The sequence below is a fragment of the Streptomyces sp. NPDC001709 genome (genome assembly GCF_053596375.1).
On the sequence record NZ_JBSFGB010000001.1, the window covers coordinates 13,035 to 28,951 of the forward strand.

A 15,917-nucleotide genomic window follows, 5' to 3' on the forward strand; every position below is an offset into this window, starting at 1 on the left:
CCCAGTACCGTGGGTACGACGCTGAGCGGGACGTCGGACCTCCCACCGAACCCGCCCGCGTGGCCGAAGGCGCCAGTGAGGCGGAAGAACGGAGGCAGCGAGCCATGTCCGTGTCGTCCGGCACTTGGAACGGTCCGCATCCCCGGCCGGGGAACCTGCGCGAGGTCGCGGAGGAGAGGTGTACGAGGTGTCCTCGATCGCCCTCCCCGACGACCCGGACGACTATGTGACGCCGGATCTGATCGTTCTCCCCTGGGAGCCCGTCCCGCTGCCCGAACCGTTCGGAATCGAAGTCGGCACCGGTGACTTCCCGGTCTACGACGAAGCTCGGCGGCCGTAGGGAGGTTTCACAGGAAAATCTCAGTTAAGTCGGAGCGGGTTTCTCACGTTCGTGGGGGACAGTGAGCACTGATGAAGCGCATCTCACGCATCACGGTCACCTCGCGTCCCGCGTTGCTCGGCGCTGTGGTGATGCTCGCCCTGACCTCGGCGTCCGTGGCGACCGCCAACGAGCCGGGCCCCTACGGGATCACCGCTCGGGTCGGCGCGTCCGCGCAGAGCGCGCGGATCGGGGCGCTGTTCGGCGCGGACCGGGCCGACAAGCTGGTCGGCGGCCACTACTGCACCGCCTCCGTCGTGCACAGCCCGCAGGGCGACCTCATCGCCACCGCCGCGCACTGCGTGAGCGGTGACGACGACCTGGTGTTCGTGCCGGGCTACCGGAACGGGAAGGCGCCGTACGGGGTGTGGAAGGTGGCGCGGCGGATCCTGCCCGACGGGTGGTCCAAGGACCAGGACGAGGACAGCGACCTCGCCTTCGCCGTCGTGGCCGGGCCGGACGGCAAGCGGATCGAAAGGGTGGTCGGAGCCAACCGGTTCGTCACCGGTACGACCACCGGCGCCACCGCGGTGACCGTCATCGGCTACCCCGACTCCCGTGAGGAGCCCATCAGCTGCACCAACAAGCCGCGGCGGGACAGCCGCACCCAGCAGCGCATCGACTGCCCCGCCTTCACCGCCGGAACCAGCGGCAGCCCCTGGATCAACGGCGACCACCAGGTCGTCGGCATCCTCGGCGGCCACGAGGAGGGCGGCGACACCGACGACGTGTCGTACAGCGTGGTGCTGGGGAGCGGGGCGGCGGAGCTGTACAAGGACGCGACCAGCGAGCGCTGAGGGCTTCGGGGCCTGCCCAACTGATCTTTGTGGCAAGGTCTGTGCGGTGGACGCACTCAGACCCCAGGATCCATCGCACATAGGTACGCACACGTTGCTCGCGCGGCTCGGAGCGGGCGGGATGGGCCAGGTCTATCTCGGGCGGTCGCCCGGTGGGCGGCTCGTCGCCGTCAAGGTGATCCGGGACGAGATCACCGAGCACCCCGAGGCGCTGGCACGCTTCCGGCGCGAGGTGGAGACCGCGAGGGCGGTGCGAAGCGCCTACACGGCCAACCTGATTGACGCCTCGTTGGAGAGCGCGCCCTACTGGCTGGCCACCGAGTACGTCGCCGGGCCGACCCTGGCCAAGGCCGTCGCGGAACGCGGTCAGCTGCCGGCGGAGACCTGCCGGGGGTTGTTCGCCGCGCTCGCCGAGGGACTCGCCGCCGTCCACGCGCACGGCGTCACCCACCGGGACCTGAAGCCGCAGAACGTCATCCTCGCCGCGCAGGGGCCCCAGCTCATCGACTTCGGCATCGCCCGCGGTGCGGGGCAGACCGCGCTCACCGACGCCGGGGTCGCGCCCGGTACGCCCGGCTTCACCGCACCCGAGGTGCTGCTGCGCAACGAGGTCGGACCGCCGGCCGACGTGTTCGCCCTCGGTGCCACGCTCGCCTATGCGGCGACCGGCCGGGCCCCGTTCGGCGCCGGCGACCCGAGCGGGGTCAGCTACCGCGCCGTCCATGAGCCCATCGACCTGGCCGGTGTCACACCGGAGCTGGCCGCGCTGATCGAGGCGTGCGTGGCCAAGGACCCGGCCGCGCGGCCGGGGCTCGCCGAGGTGATCGCACGGTGCGGGGTACGGTCCGCGCTCGTGGAGGATCCGTTCTACGTCGGCCTCGCCGCACTGGGCGAGGCCGCGCCGCAGACCCCGACGCTGCCGGTAATGCAGCCGGTGGCTCCGCCGGCGGGGCCGCACGACCTGCCGACGGTGGGGCCGGCGCCATACGTCGCACCCGGTAACACGCCCACCCAGTTGGCCCCGCCGAGCCGACGCCAGGGGAAGCGGTGGATGGTGGCCGTGGCGGTGGGGCTCGTGGTGGGTGTCGGGACGGCCACGGCCGTGGTGCTCGCCCAGCAGGGGGACGGAAAGGACACCGCGCGGGGGCGGGGTTCGTCGAGTTCGCCGGCCAGGTCGTCCGGCCCGCGGGCGACGGCGTCCAAGGCGGCCGACGGCAAGGGCGGTGCGCCCGGGTACGCGGCCCAGAACATCGACCGCACGTTCTGGCGGTCGTCGACCGCGCAGTGCCTGCTGCCGGCCGAGGAGCGTGCCCCCGAGGGTTTCAGCACCTCCGTGTCCGACCCCGATGACCCCGGCAAGAGCGGGGTGCGCCTGACCCTCGACCACAAGGTGAAGATCGGGTTCTGGAACAACGTCTACTCCTGGACCCCGAAGTCCGAGACCCACGCCCCGTACTACGTGACCGTCAGCGTGAAGCCGCCGCACGACATCGACCCCAGCACCGGGAAGCCCGCCCCCGGCGTGCTCATCGACAACGTGAGGCTGGGGTACACCAGCAAGCCCATCGACCTCTACGGCGGCGACAAGTCCGCCTGGAAGTATCTCACCTATCCGGACGACTTCCGTTCCTGGCAGCAGGGCGGGAAGGAGTCCTTGCCCGCCATTCCGCTCACCAACGACCGCGGTGAATGGACCGTCCAATGGCACCACATCCGCACGCCCGACGACTACAGCAGCATCATGTGCGGCGGCTTCTCTGTGAAATGACGCCACTTCACGCGGAAAGCGTTCTGAACCGGCGAAGCATGGGGGAAAGTTGAACCGTGCGGAAGGTATGGGTGGTTGGTGGGGCGGCCGTCGGGCTCGGGCTGAGCTTCGTCATGCTGCTCGTCGTCGGGGTGTACGTCGTCGCCGGGAACCTCCTCAACGGAGTCACCTCGGGAAGCCGGGGGCTTGCGAAGGGGGCCGTGCCGGCTGCCTACAAGTCGCTCGTGCAGAAGTGGGGCCATCTCTGCCCGGCCCTCACTCCGGCCCTGCTCGCCGCCCAGCTGTACCAGGAGAGTGGCTGGAACCCGACCGTCGTCAGCCCCGCCGACGCGCGCGGCATCGCCCAGTTCATCCCCAGCACATGGGCCACCCACGGCATCGACGGCAACGGGGACGGGAAGCGGGACATCTGGGATCCCAACGACGCGATTCCGTCGGCCGCTTCGTACGACTGCGAGCTGGCGAAGTACGTGAAGGACGTGCCGGGCAACGTCTCCGACAACATGCTCGCCGCCTACAACGCAGGGGCCTACCGCGTGATAAGGGCCGGCGGGGTTCCGTCCATCAGCGAGACGCAGGACTACGTCAAGCGGATCCGCAGCCTGTCACAGAGTTTCGCCGCCCCCGTCACGCGTATCGACCCCACCCAACAGGCCGCCGGTGCCATCGCCTTCGCGCAGAGCAAGTTGGGTACGCCGTATTTGTGGGGTGGGGAGGGGAGTGCCGACCAGGGTGGCCGGTTCGACTGTTCGGGGTTGACGCAGGCCGCGTACGCGAAGGTCGGGATCACGCTGCCGCGTGTGGCCAATGACCAGTACAACGCCGGGCCGCATCCCTCGCGGGACCAGCTCCTGCCGGGTGACCTCGTGTTCTTCTCCACCGACCGCAACGATTCGCGGGCCATCCACCACGTCGGGATCTATGTGGGTGGCGGATACATGATCGATGCGCCGCGGACGGGAGCCGTCATCCGGTTCGACCCCATCGACACCGCCGACTACTTCGGTGCGACCCGCGTCACCGAAGATGGCGCAAAAGCGCTCCCCACGACGGTTTGAGGCGGTGTGACATAGCGTGAAACAACCCCCTGAGCTGCGGTGATGAGTCTCTCTTCGATAACGTCTGCGTGATCATTCAGTGGAGAGTGGAACGTATTGGTGGGGGCCGTGCGTTCCTGTTGACGTACGCACACCGGGTGCGTCCGGTAGACGACGAAGGGGCCAACAGCACCATGGCTGTACTCGCCGAATCCGGATCGAACCCCGACGTCGAACTGCTCTACGACATCAATGGCCTGGCCAAGGACGCCCCGCACTGGTTCGACCGGGTCATGGCGTTCGTCGGTGAGTACGGCCTGCTGCTCGCCATGGTCCTGCTGATCCTGTGGTGCTGGTGGTCCGTGCGGCGCCGGGGCGGTGAGGATGCCGCGTCCTCCGTCGCCGCGCTGGTGTGGGCGCCGCTCGCGGCCGGCATCGCCGTGCTGGTGAACGTCCCGATCCGGGGGTTCGTGGAACGCCCCCGCCCCTTCGTCGAACACCAGGGGCTGGACGTCCTCGTCTCCGGCAAGACCGACTTCTCCTTCGTCAGCGACCACGCGACCCTCACCATGGCGCTGGGCGTGGGCCTCTTCATCGCCAACCGCCGCTTCGGCATCGCCGGGATCGGGCTCGCGCTGGTGGAGGGGTTCTGCCGGGTGTACATGGGCGTCCACTATCCGACGGACGTCGTCGGCGGGTTCGCGCTCGGTACGGCCGTTGTCCTTCTGCTGTCCCCGCTGGCCATGGCGCTGCTCACACCGCTGATGCGGGCGGTGGAGCGGTCTGCCCGGGCGGGGTGGGTCGTACGGCGCCGATCGGTGAGCGGGGCGGGTGGGGGTGCGCTGCTTCCGGCCGCCCGTTCGTCGGTGGAGTCCGAGGAACGGGACCTCGCGGCGTAGGCCCTGCCGTTTGGATCATCCCGGCGTCGCGGGGAACTGCGCGACCAGCCCACCCGCGCCCGCAGCCGCACCATCAGCTCAGCCGGCCCCCACGTCCCCGTCTCACAACCCCTGCGCGTACGAGAAGAACCTCTTCGGGTCGTACTGCTTCTTCACGTTCCCCAGGCGGCCCGCCGCATCGCCGTAGTACGCCTTCTTCCAGCCCGTCAGCGTCGGGTCGGTGTAGTTCTGGTACGCCGCGCCGGAGGCGTACGGCTTCATCGCGTCGTGGGCCGACGTCAGCCAGGACTGGGCCGAACCGCCGGAGGCCCCCGCGCCCCAGGACGCGATGTACTGGGCCAGCATCCGGGAGCGGCGGTGGACGAAGGCCGTCGCCGTGGGGGAGACGCGGTTGACCGCGCCGCCGAGGGCCGTGAAGGCGATGCTGCCCCCGCCGCCCCGGACCGAGGCGATCTGCCTGAGCACCGTCTGGATGCCCGCCGCCGACAGGGAACGGTCGAAGAAGTCGGAGCGGGCCGCGTACGTCTCCCGGCCCAGGCGGCCCTGCGGGGAGCGGCCGGGGGTGGAGCCCGGCAGGTGGCACTGGGCGTCCGTGGAGAGGGAGGAGCACCCGGCGTAGATCTCCATCGCCTCCTCGTAGCCGCGGCGGCGCAGGGTGACGGAGGTGGCGTTCGCGCCGGCCTGGTGGGCGAGCCGGTCGACCGCGTTCTGGAGTTCGCCGTAGGTGCCGAGGGAGAAGCAGGCCACCGAGATCGTGGGCGTGCCGCCCGGTGAGCGGGACAGGTGGAGGGAGGACCAGATCTCGTCGGGCTGGCTCGGACCCCACTCCTGCCAGGCCTTCAGGACCGCGGCGGCCTTGGCCCACGGCCAGGTCATGTACGCGGTCACCGCCTGCGGGGCCGGGTGGGTCTTGAACTGCAGCTCCGTCACGACGCCGAAGTTGCCGTTGCCCGCGCCGCGCAGCGCCCAGAAGAGGTCGGAGTGGGACGACGCGTTCGCCGTCACCTGGCTGCCGTCCGCCGTGATCAGCGTCGCCTGGGTGAGGCTGTCGCAGGTCAGGCCGTAGGCGCGGGAGGCGACGCCGTGACCGCCGCCGAGCACCAGGCCGGAGACGCCGACGGTGGGGCAGGAGCCCGCGGGTATGGTCACGCCCTTCGCGGCCAGCGCCCGGTAGACGTCGATCAGCTTGGAGCCGGCGCCGACGACCGCCGTCCCGCCGGAGACCCGTATGCGGTTCAGCTTGGACACGTCGAGGATCAGGCGGTTGTCGCCGGAGGAGTAGCCGGCGTAGGAGTGGCCGCCGTTGCGTATGGACACCCGGATGTTGTGGGCCTGGGCGTAGGAGAGGGTCGTGCGGATGTCGTCGGCGTGCGCCACGTAGGCCACCGCGGCGGGCTTCAGACCGTCGAAGCGGGTGTTGTACAGCTGGTGGGCCGTCTGCCAGGCCGCGTCGCCGGGCCGGATCAGGGTGCCGTCCAGGGAATGGGCGAGGGCCGTCCAGTTCGCGGCGGCGTTCGCGCTGGTGGTCTTGAGGGACGTAAGCGACGATGAGCCGGTGGCGGCCGACGTGGTGGACCTGCCCGAGCCCGAGCTGCAGCCGGCCAGCGCGGTCGCGGCCAGCGCGGCCGTGCCGCCCGCGATGAACGTACGTCGTTCCATGCTCATCGTCGTCTGTCACCCTTTCCCGGGCCTCTTTGGCCCTACGTGGGGTGAGACGACCGTGTGGGCGGGTCGGTTCGTAACAGTTCGCACACAGGGAATCGAACGTCGAAGACGCGTGCGCTTAACCCGGCCGTCGGAACCGGGGCGTGCCCTCCCCGTAAGCATTCCGTGACCTAACCGGGCCGACGGCAGGGGTTCACCCGCCGTTCACTTCCGGCCATCGGCGGCTTCACCTGTTCTGCCTAATTTCGGCCGTGCACGGTGCGGAGCGCGGTTGGAATGCGCTCGGCCATATGAGCGCTCACAACCCTCGATACCTCGCACGCCGCCGCCCGCGGCGGCTCCTGGAAGGAACTCCCGAAAGTGAAGCTTCAGCGCAAGAACCGGCTGCGCGCCCTTTCGCTCGGTGCGATCGCCGTCTCCGGCGCCCTGGCCCTGACGGCGTGCGGCTCCGACGACACCGGCAACGGTGGCAAGGCCTCGGGCAACCCGTCCGGCTCCACCAACGCCTCCTCGATCAAGTGCGACAACGCCAAGGGTCAGCTGCTCGCCGACGGCTCCTCCGCGCAGAAGAACGCGATCGACGCCTGGGTCAAGGAGTTCTCCCAGGCCTGTGGCGTGCAGATCAACTACAAGGGTGGCGGCTCCGGCGCCGGCGTCACCTCCTTCAACCAGGGCCAGCTCGCCTTCGCCGGTTCGGACTCCGCGCTGAAGCCGGACGATGTCACCGCCTCCAAGAAGGTCTGCTCCGGCGGTCAGGGCATCGACCTGCCGATGGTCGGCGGCCCGATCGCCCTCGGCTACAACGTCCCGGGTGTCGACAACCTGGTCCTGGACGCCCCGACGATCGCCAAGATCTTCGACAGCAAGATCAAGAACTGGAACGACCCGGCGATCAAGAAGCTGAACCCGTCCGCGAAGCTGCCCGACCTGAAGATCCAGGCCTTCCACCGCTCCGAGGACTCCGGCACCACGGACAACTTCACCAAGTACCTGATCGCCACCACCCCGGACAACTGGAAGTACTCCGGCGGCAAGGCCTGGCAGGCGCAGGGCGGCCAGGCGGCCTCCGGCTCCGCCGGTGTGGCTCAGGGCGTCAAGCAGAACTCCGGCGCGATCGGCTACTTCGAGCTGTCCTACGCCAAGGACATGACCACCGTCGCCATCAACACCGGCGCCAAGACCCCGGTCAAGCCCTCCGTGGAGAGCGCCACCGCCGACATCGCGGCCGCCAAGGTCGTCGGTACCGGCAAGGACCTGTCGCTGAAGCTGGACTACGCCACCAAGGCCGAGAACGCCTACCCGATGACCCTGGTGACGTACGAGATCGTCTGCGACAAGGGCAACAAGGCGGACACCCTGGCCGCCACCAAGGCCTTCCTCGGCTACATCGCCAGCGAGGACGGTCAGAAGGTGCTGTCGAGCAACGACTACGCCCCGATCCCCGACGAGATCATCGCCAAGGTCCGCACCACCATCGCGGGCCTGAGCTGACCTGATCCGAGAGTGCGGCCCGTGCCCGACAGGGCCCGGGCCGCACCGTCCGGTGCACCGCCGCCATGAGCCACCGCCCCACCTGGGCGGCCGGCTCCGCAGACCGGAGAACCCGATGGACATATCGACCAAGACAACCGACGCATCTCCCCCCACGCCCCAGCCCTCGTCGGCCGAGCGGAAGCGCAACGCCCGCGGCGCGAGCCGCCCCGGCGACCGCATCTTCCTCGGCCTGTCCCGTGGCTCCGGCATCCTGCTGCTGGTGATCATGGCCGCGATCGCGGTCTTCCTCGCCTACCGTGCCTCCCTCGCGATCAGCAAGGACCACGGGAACTTCCTCACGACCTTCGAGTGGAACACCAACCTGGTCCCGCCGAGCTTCGGCATCGCGGTGCTGGCCTTCGGCACGATCGTCTCCTCGGTCATCGCCATGGCCATCGCGGTCCCGATCGCCGTCGCGATCGCGCTGTTCCTCACGCACTACGCCCCGCGCCGGCTGAGCGGTCCCATCGCCTATGTGATCGACCTGCTCGCCGCGGTGCCGTCCATCGTCTACGGCCTCTGGGGTGCCCTCATCCTCGTCCCGCACATGACGGGCCTGTACGGCTGGCTGAACGACTACCTCGGCTGGACCGGCATCTTCTCCTGGGACGGCGGCGCCCCCCGCGCCATGCTCACCGTCGGCATCCTGCTGGCGATCATGATCCTGCCGATCATCACCAACGTCAGCCGTGAGGTGTTCCGGCAGGTCCCGCGGATGCACGAGGAGGCCGCACTGGCCCTCGGCGCCACCCGCTGGGAGGTCGTCCGCATGGCCGTCCTGCCCTTCGGCCGCTCCGGTGTGATCTCCGCGTCCATGCTCGGCCTCGGCCGCGCCCTCGGCGAGACGATGGCCGTCGCCACCGTGCTCTCCCCGGACTACGTCATCCACGCCAGCCTGCTGAACCCGGGCGGCGGCACCTTCGCCCAGAACATCGCCAGCAAGTTCGGCGAGGCCACCGAGCAGGGCCGGGACGCGCTGATCGCCTCTGGTCTCGTCCTCTTCGTCATCACCCTGGTGGTCAACGGCGCGGCGCGCATGATCATCGCCCGCCGCAAGGAGTACTCGGGGGCCAACGCATGAGCACCGCAGCCGTGACCGACAAGCGCCCCAGCACGCTGCGCGGCGCCAGCCTCCCGAAGTGGTCCCCCTGGGCCATCGCCGCAGGATCGATCCTCCTGGCCGTGGTCATCGGCCTGATCGGCGGCCTGCACAGCAAGGTCCAGTGGGGTCTGATCGCCGCCGTCCTCTTCGTCCTCGGCACCTACGGCATCGCCTCCAAGGTGGAGGGCCGCCGGCAGGCCAAGGACCGGATCGCCACCTCCTTCGTCTGGGTCGCCTTCCTGCTCGCCGTCATCCCGCTGGTCTCCCTGATCTGGACGACCGTCTCGCGCGGTGTGAAGGTCCTCGACGTCTACTTCCTCACCCACTCCATGGGCGTCGTCGCCGACTCCGAGCCCGGTGGCGGTATCTACCACGCCATCATCGGCAGCCTGGAGCAGGTCGGCCTCGCCACCGTCATCGGTGCGCCGATCGGGATCCTCACGGCGATCTACCTGGTGGAGTACGGGCGGGGCAAGCTCGCCAAGGCCGTCACGTTCTTCGTGGACGTCATGACGGGTATCCCGTCGATCGTCGCCGGCCTGTTCATCCTGTCGCTGATGCTCATCTTCAAGATGCAGCCGTTCGGCTTCGCCGGTTCGCTGGCCCTGGCCATCCTGATGATGCCGGTCGTTGTGCGCTCCACCGAGGAGATGCTCAAGCTCGTCCCGAACGAGCTGCGCGAGGCCTCGCTGGCGCTCGGTGTGCCGAAGTGGCGGACCATCCTGAAGGTGGTCCTGCCGACCTCCATCGGCGGTATCACCACCGGCGTCATGCTGGCCATCGCCCGTATCGCGGGCGAGACCGCGCCGGTGCTGCTGCTGGTGTTCGGCAACCCGTTCATCAACAACGACCCGTTCGAGGGTGCGCAGGCGTCGCTGCCGCTGTACATCTTCCAGCAGTACCAGCAGAGCGCGGGTGCCAGCGCGGCCTACGACCGTGCGTGGGCGGCCTCCCTCACGCTGATCGCCTTCGTGATGATCCTGAACCTGGTGGCCCGCGGCATCGCCCGCTGGAAGGCCCCGAAGACCGGTCGCTGACGCGGCCAACAGCGACCGAGCTTGAATCTCCGGAAGTGAAGTAGAAGACATGGCCAAGCGAATCGACGTAAGCGGACTGACCGCCTACTACGGCTCCCACAAGGCGATCGAAGACATCTCGATGACCGTCGAGCCGCGTTCGGTGACGGCGTTCATCGGCCCCTCCGGCTGCGGCAAGTCGACGTTCCTGCGCACGCTGAACCGGATGCACGAGGTCACCCCCGGCGGCCGCGTCGAGGGCAAGGTGCTCCTGGACGACGAGGACCTGTACGGCGCCGGGATCGACCCGGTGTCCGTCCGCCGTGAGGTGGGCATGGTCTTCCAGCGCCCGAACCCCTTCCCCACGATGTCGATCTTCGACAACGTGGCGGCGGGTCTGCGCCTGAACGGCAACTACAAGAAAACCCAGCTGAACGACATCGTCGAGAAGTCGCTCAAGGGCGCGAACCTCTGGAACGAGGTGAAGGACCGCCTGAACAAGCCGGGCTCGGGTCTCTCCGGCGGCCAGCAGCAGCGTCTGTGCATCGCGCGGGCGATAGCGGTCGAGCCGAAGGTCCTCCTCATGGACGAGCCGTGCTCCGCGCTGGACCCGATCTCCACCCTCGCCATCGAGGACCTGATCGGTGAGCTGAAGGAGCGCTTCACGATCGTCATCGTGACGCACAACATGCAGCAGGCGGCGCGTGTCTCGGACCGTACGGCGTTCTTCAACCTGGCGGCGGTGGGCCAGCCGGGCCGGCTGATCGAGATCGACGACACCGAGCGGATCTTCTCCAACCCGTCGGTGCAGGCGACCGAGGACTACATCTCGGGCCGCTTCGGCTGATCCCCTGATCCCCTCGCGGTGCTGCATGGCGGTGCCACCGCGAGGACGCAAGAGGGCCCGCCCCTGGCTCCCGGGGGCGGGCCCATTGCGTTGCGCCTACGGACGGAGATGAGGAACGCCCACCCCCTTGCCCGGCATTTCAGCCGGCCGAGACGGGTGGGCGGGTGGGAAAGGAAGGGCGGTTACAGCACCGTCAGCTTCACCACGCCGAAAGCCAGCGCAGCGACCAGCGCCGCCGCCGGCATCGTGATGAACCAGCCCATGACGATGTTCTTGGCCACGCCCCAGCGGACGGCGTTGACGCGCTTGGTCGCGCCTACGCCCATGATCGCCGAGGTGATGACGTGGGTCGTGGAGATCGGGGCCTTGAAGAGGAAGGCGGTGCCGAACATGATCGAGGCGCCGGTGGCCTCGGCCGCGAAGCCCTGCGGGGGGTCCAGTTCGATGATCTTGCGACCCAGGGTGCGCATGATGCGCCAGCCGCCCGCGTAGGTGCCCAGGGACAGCATGACCGCCGAGACCAGCTTCACCCAGACCGGGATCGGGTCGCCGAACGTCTCGTGGCCGGAAATCACCAGTGCCATCACGACCACGCCCATCGTCTTCTGGGCGTCCTGGAGGCCGTGCCCGAGCGCCATGCCCGCCGCCGAGACCGTCTGCGCTATGCGGAAGCCCCGCTTGGCCTTGTGCGGGTTGGCCCGGCGGAACAGCCACATGATCGCCAGCATGACCAGGTAACCGACGATCAGGCCCACCACCGGCGACAGGAACATCGGGATGATGACCTTGTCCAGCACGCCGTTCCAGTGGACCGCCGTACCGCCCGCCAGGGCCGCCCCCACCAGGCCGCCGAACAGGGCGTGGGAGGAGGAGGACGGCAGGCCGAAGTACCAGGTGATCAGGTTCCAGGTGATCGCGCCGATGAGCGCCGCGAAGAGGATGCCCATGCCCGCCGAGCCGGCGGGCGTCGCGATCAGGCCCTCGCTGACCGTCTTGGCGACCCCCGAGCCCAGGAAGGCACCGGCCAGGTTCATCACCGCCGCCATCGCCAGCGCGGCGCGCGGGGTCAGGGCACGCGTCGACACCGACGTCGCGATCGCGTTCGCCGAGTCGTGGAAGCCGTTCGTGTATGTGAAGAAGAGCGCGACCGCGATGGTCACGACCAGGGCGAAGGTGTCCATCGACGCCTCAGGACTCCTTGACGGCGATGGTCTCCACCGTGTTCGCCACGTGCTCGAACGCGTCCGCCGCCTCTTCCAGGACGTCCACGATCTGCTTGAGCTTGAGCACCTCGATCGCGTCGTACTTGCCGTTGAAGAGGTGCGCGAGGAGCTTGCGGTGGATCTGGTCCGCCTGGTTCTCCAGGCGGTTCACCTCGATCCAGTACTCGGTGAGGTTGTCCAGCGTGCGGAGGTTCGGCATCGCCTCCGCCGTCAGCTCGGCGGCCCGGGCCAGCACCTCGATCTGCTGCTCGACGCCCTTCGGCAGCTCCTCGACGTTGTAGAGGACGACCAGGTCGACGGCCTCCTCCATGAAGTCCATGATGTCGTCGAGGGAGGATGCGAGGGAGTAGATGTCCTCGCGGTCGAACGGCGTGATGAACGAGGAGTTCAGCTGGTGGAAGATCGCGTGTGTGGCGTCGTCACCCGCGTGTTCCGCGGCCCGCATACGCTCTGCGATCTCGGCTCGGGCAGGTGCGTCCGCCCCGAGCAGTTCCATCAGGAGTTTCGAGCCGGTGACGATGTTGTCCGCGGATGCGGCGAACATGTCGTAGAAGCTCGTCTCCCTGGGGGTCAGACGAAAGCGCACGTGGGGTCCTCGGGGTGCTTCGGTTTCGGTCAGGCTGATGCTAGGCGCATCATCCGGCCACGGCTAATGGGCCGCATCCCAGTGTCGCCCATCGGGCAGAGTGATCAGCACAGGGGCGTACCAAGGGCTCCTTACCCCCGAAAGTTCGTTACCATATACCCAGTAGGGGTATGTACCCGCAATTGTGATCAAAATTGTGATCGCAATTGTCGTCCCGAGATGGAGGGCCCGCGATGACGACGACCGAGGCCGGCGCCACGGCCCCCGCCGGGGACACGTGCCACGACACATCCGCCACGTACGGCTATCACAAGCAGAAGGACGAGCACCTCAAGCGGCTGCGCCGGATCGAGGGGCAGATCCGCGGGCTGCAGCGAATGGTCGACGAGGACACGTACTGCATCGACATACTCACCCAGGTCTCCGCCTCCACCAAGGCGCTGCAGTCCTTCGCGCTGCAGCTGCTGGAGGAGCATCTGCGCCACTGCGTGGCGGACGCGGCCGTCAAGGGCGGCGACGAGATCGAGGCCAAGGTGGACGAGGCGACGAAGGCGATCGGCCGCCTGCTGCGGTCCTGAACCTCAGGACTCCCAGGACTCCCGTTCCTCGGCCACCCGCAGTACCTCGTCGATGCTCTCCAGGCTGAGCCGGTCCTCGGCCGCGGAGGCCGCGATGATCAGCTCTCCGCACAGCTCGATCTCGGCGAGGGCCACGTGGTCCTGCACCGCCGTACCGCCGACGGGAGCCACTCGCCTCACCTCTTCTCTGCCGTTACCGACTTCCTAGAGTAGGCAGCCCTCCACACACCGCGCATGGCACGGACGGGCTACTTACGGGGTGGTACCCCGGACTAGTGTCCGCCCCTGTTCTCGTCCGTGTGCCCGTCCTCCGCGATCCGGCCGGCGTAGATGTCCGCCGGGCGCGGCAGCCGTACGTCGGTGGGGGCGCCGAAGTCGTAGAGCAGGGTCGTCGAGGCGACCGCCACGGGGGTCTGCTGCCGGCCGTTGACGAAGCTGAAGTGCTGCCGGAGCTTGCGGATGCGGCCCTCGTCGTCGAGATAGGCGTCGAACGGCACTTCGGCCGTGGCGAACCCTTTCGCCGCCGCGGCCAATGGCTCCCTGTTCTCGGCGGAGGCCTGGCGGGCCGCGCTGCGCAGGTCCGCCGTGCCCCGGAAGTGGCGTACGGACGTCCCGCCGACCTCGGTCCGCCCGACGTAGGTCGCCGTCCGCGTCCCGCGCAGCACCTCGGCCGCCGCGTACGGGTCGGTCGCGCCGCCGGTGACCAGATTGCCGTCGGACAGCGTGGCGGTGTCCACCCGCACCCACTTGCTGGCGGGCACGCCCGCGCCCCGGTTCTTCATGAACAGGGCCCCGGGAGCGAGGAGTTCGGTGATGGGCTGGTGCTCGGCGGTGCCCGCCGGGTCCTCGGGCAGGACCACCGTGAGCCGGCCGAGCCGGTGCCGGAAGTCGTAGACGCCCTTGCCGCGGATGGTGACCCGGGTGCCGCCTGTGGCCATCTCCATGGAGGTGGTGGCCTTGGAACCGTCCGCGCCGCCCAGGGTGTCGGCGGCCCGGCGCAGGAGGGCGACCGGATCGCCCCCGCCCTTGACGTCCTCGGCGGCGGCGCCGAGGCCGGAACAGCCTGTGGCACCCGCCCCGAGGCCGAGCATGATGCCGACCGCGACGACCGTCCTGCCCACGCTCCTGTGCTGCCGCCGATCCATCGCCTGCCTACCCCCAAGCCGGTACGTCCGTCACGGGCCCCCTGTCGTCCGGTTAACGACGGGTAGGGGGCGCCGTCACGCGCCGCCGGGGTGTGAGGACGGCCGTGCGATCCCTTTACCGCGGGGTGGGTAACGTTGTCGGGGTGGCAGTCTCAGGGGCGGAGCAGGACGGGCCGGACGGCACCCGGCCGGGGCAGGAACACCTCACGACGACGACCGAACAGGGGCGGTTCTGCGTGGCCCGCTGCAGCTGCGGCTGGCGCGGCCCCGCCCGCAGGGCCCGCAGCCAGGCCCGCACGGACGGGGAGGGACACCTCACCCGCCTGCAGGCCGATTGACCTGCGGTTTCTTCATCGTGGTCCCGCATGCGCACGGGTCACCAGCTCACTCGAACGGGCTAACGCGTATGGCAGGCGCATATGCGCCAGGTAACCCTGAGGGCGGAGGGGGATCACCAGACGGGGGAAGAGAAGAGGTGTAGTGCGATGCCGAAGGACAAGAAGCCGACCAGGCTCAAGGCCAGTGACGCGACCGGCCACCTCGGCCGGCTCGCCGGCGACACGGTCCTCTGCCGTCTCACGGACGCGGACGGCGAGGGCATCGAGGGCGAGATGATCCACTTCTACGTCGGCGGCAAGGAGGTCGCCACCGACCTCACCGATGCCAATGGCGAGGTACACACCAACGCCGGGCAGCACGCCGGGCAGCCTCTGCAGTGGGTCCAGGCGCTCTCCAGTGGTTACACGGCCGAGTTCGAAGGCGACCACAAGTACAAGCCCTCGCGCACCACTGCCGGTGTCGGCGTCGGCTTCTGAGGCGGCAGAGACGCCCTGACACCACGCGGTAGAGGTGGCGGATCTGTGTCATGGCCGGTCGGGCGTGTGCTCGGCCGGCCATGTCCGGCAGGTCAGTCCCCCCGGTCCCGATCGATGCCGATGGCCACGAGAGCCGCAGGGATCAGCTCCCTGTCCCGCTCGTAGGTCAGGCGGTCGCGGGCCTCGTCCGGCGACAGCCAGACCAACTCGCTCACTTCGCTGTTGGGCGTGAAGGCTCCACCGGTCGACTCCGCGGCCCAGTACTCGACCTCCTTCTCCCGGCCCGCGTTGTCGACGTAGCGGGAAGGCGGCAGACCCGACCCGAGGCGGCAGGTGTGTCCTGTCTCCTCCTCCACCTCGCGCAGGGCGGCCGCGCGGGCCGTCTCCCTCTTCTTGATCTTCCCTTTGGGCCAGGACCAGTCGGACCACCTGGGCCTGAAGACCAAGGCCAGTTCGACGCCGCCGGAGACGGAACGGCGCCACAGCACGCAGCCGGCCGCTCGTACCAGGGTGTCGCTCACACCGCC

General features: G+C 69.1%; 18 protein-coding genes. 12 read left to right on the forward strand and 6 right to left on the reverse strand.

Annotation, left to right across the window (positions count from 1 at the left end):
- The first annotated feature begins 178 nt into the window (after positions 1-178).
- The 5 genes from ACWC0C_RS00070 to ACWC0C_RS00090 all read left to right on the forward strand — a co-directional run bounded on the left by ACWC0C_RS00070 (position 179) and on the right by ACWC0C_RS00090 (position 4,880).
- Positions 179-340 carry a hypothetical protein gene (locus ACWC0C_RS00070; protein WP_450860412.1) on the forward strand — a complete coding sequence of 54 codons (162 nt, stop codon included), beginning with the start codon at positions 179-181 and terminating at the stop codon, positions 338-340.
- A gap of 71 nt (positions 341-411) precedes the next feature.
- Positions 412-1,176 (forward strand): trypsin-like serine peptidase, encoded by a 765-nt coding sequence (locus tag ACWC0C_RS00075; RefSeq protein ID WP_450860414.1) that lies wholly within the window; start codon positions 412-414, stop codon positions 1,174-1,176.
- 46 nt (positions 1,177-1,222) lie between these two features.
- Entirely contained in the window at positions 1,223-2,944 is a 1,722-nt protein-coding gene (locus ACWC0C_RS00080) for a serine/threonine-protein kinase (protein ID WP_450860416.1), read from the forward strand.
- A gap of 113 nt (positions 2,945-3,057) precedes the next feature.
- Positions 3,058-4,002, forward strand: a complete 945-nt coding sequence (locus tag ACWC0C_RS00085; RefSeq protein ID WP_450861112.1) for a C40 family peptidase — start codon at positions 3,058-3,060, stop codon at positions 4,000-4,002.
- Between the two features lie 173 nt (positions 4,003-4,175).
- Complete coding sequence (locus ACWC0C_RS00090) at positions 4,176-4,880, forward strand: phosphatase PAP2 family protein (protein WP_449197518.1); 705 nt, start codon at positions 4,176-4,178, stop codon at positions 4,878-4,880.
- Between the two features lie 102 nt (positions 4,881-4,982).
- On the opposite strand, the gene ACWC0C_RS00095 is transcribed toward ACWC0C_RS00090, so the two are convergent.
- Positions 4,983-6,539, reverse strand: a complete 1,557-nt coding sequence (locus ACWC0C_RS00095; protein ID WP_450861114.1) for an FAD-binding oxidoreductase — start codon at positions 6,537-6,539, stop codon at positions 4,983-4,985.
- A 366-nt stretch (positions 6,540-6,905) separates the two neighbouring features.
- On the opposite strand from ACWC0C_RS00095, the gene pstS reads away from it, so the two are divergent.
- The 4 genes from pstS (at position 6,906) to pstB (ending at position 11,043) form a co-directional block, all read left to right on the forward strand.
- The gene (gene pstS / locus ACWC0C_RS00100) at positions 6,906-8,036 is read left to right on the forward strand and encodes a phosphate ABC transporter substrate-binding protein PstS (protein WP_449197519.1); all 1,131 of its coding nucleotides are present in this window, start codon (positions 6,906-6,908) and stop codon (positions 8,034-8,036) included.
- A 115-nt stretch (positions 8,037-8,151) separates the two neighbouring features.
- On the forward strand, positions 8,152-9,159 hold the full coding sequence (gene pstC / locus ACWC0C_RS00105) for a phosphate ABC transporter permease subunit PstC (RefSeq protein WP_449197520.1): 1,008 nt from the start codon (positions 8,152-8,154) through the stop codon (positions 9,157-9,159).
- A complete protein-coding gene (pstA, locus tag ACWC0C_RS00110) occupies positions 9,156-10,217 on the forward strand; it encodes a phosphate ABC transporter permease PstA (RefSeq protein WP_449197521.1) in 1,062 nt (353 codons plus the stop codon). Before pstC ends, pstA begins: the two co-directional genes overlap by 4 nt.
- Before the next feature lie 49 nt (positions 10,218-10,266).
- Positions 10,267-11,043, forward strand: a complete 777-nt coding sequence (gene pstB, locus ACWC0C_RS00115; protein ID WP_449197522.1) for a phosphate ABC transporter ATP-binding protein PstB — start codon at positions 10,267-10,269, stop codon at positions 11,041-11,043.
- A 182-nt stretch (positions 11,044-11,225) separates the two neighbouring features.
- Here pstB and ACWC0C_RS00120 read toward each other — a convergent pair whose 3' ends face one another.
- A complete protein-coding gene (locus ACWC0C_RS00120) occupies positions 11,226-12,224 on the reverse strand; it encodes an anion permease (protein ID WP_449197523.1) in 999 nt (332 codons plus the stop codon).
- Positions 12,225-12,231: 7 nt separating this feature from the next.
- On the reverse strand, positions 12,232-12,852 hold the full coding sequence (locus ACWC0C_RS00125; RefSeq protein WP_030941586.1) for a DUF47 domain-containing protein: 621 nt from the start codon (positions 12,850-12,852) through the stop codon (positions 12,232-12,234).
- Positions 12,853-13,085: 233 nt separating this feature from the next.
- On the opposite strand from ACWC0C_RS00125, the gene ACWC0C_RS00130 reads away from it, so the two are divergent.
- Positions 13,086-13,430: a metal-sensitive transcriptional regulator gene (locus ACWC0C_RS00130; protein WP_449197524.1), complete on the forward strand. Its 345-nt coding sequence runs from the start codon at positions 13,086-13,088 to the stop codon at positions 13,428-13,430.
- A 3-nt stretch (positions 13,431-13,433) separates the two neighbouring features.
- On the opposite strand, the gene ACWC0C_RS00135 is transcribed toward ACWC0C_RS00130, so the two are convergent.
- Together ACWC0C_RS00135 and ACWC0C_RS00140 are read right to left on the reverse strand one after the other, a co-directional pair.
- The gene (locus ACWC0C_RS00135; RefSeq protein ID WP_449197700.1) at positions 13,434-13,601 is read right to left on the reverse strand and encodes a hypothetical protein; all 168 of its coding nucleotides are present in this window, start codon (positions 13,599-13,601) and stop codon (positions 13,434-13,436) included.
- Positions 13,602-13,702: 101 nt separating this feature from the next.
- Positions 13,703-14,575 carry a hypothetical protein gene (locus ACWC0C_RS00140; RefSeq protein ID WP_449197525.1) on the reverse strand — a complete coding sequence of 291 codons (873 nt, stop codon included), beginning with the start codon at positions 14,573-14,575 and terminating at the stop codon, positions 13,703-13,705.
- Between the two features lie 143 nt (positions 14,576-14,718).
- Between ACWC0C_RS00140 and ACWC0C_RS00145 the strand changes: the two genes are divergently transcribed.
- Positions 14,719-14,913 (forward strand): hypothetical protein, encoded by a 195-nt coding sequence (locus ACWC0C_RS00145; protein ID WP_449197526.1) that lies wholly within the window; start codon positions 14,719-14,721, stop codon positions 14,911-14,913.
- Between the two features lie 147 nt (positions 14,914-15,060).
- Positions 15,061-15,390 carry a hypothetical protein gene (locus ACWC0C_RS00150; RefSeq protein ID WP_449197527.1) on the forward strand — a complete coding sequence of 110 codons (330 nt, stop codon included), beginning with the start codon at positions 15,061-15,063 and terminating at the stop codon, positions 15,388-15,390.
- A gap of 92 nt (positions 15,391-15,482) precedes the next feature.
- Here ACWC0C_RS00150 and ACWC0C_RS00155 read toward each other — a convergent pair whose 3' ends face one another.
- Positions 15,483-15,911, reverse strand: coding sequence for an NUDIX hydrolase (locus tag ACWC0C_RS00155; RefSeq protein ID WP_450860421.1), 429 nt, complete (start codon positions 15,909-15,911; stop codon positions 15,483-15,485).
- Positions 15,912-15,917: the final 6 nt, after the last annotated feature.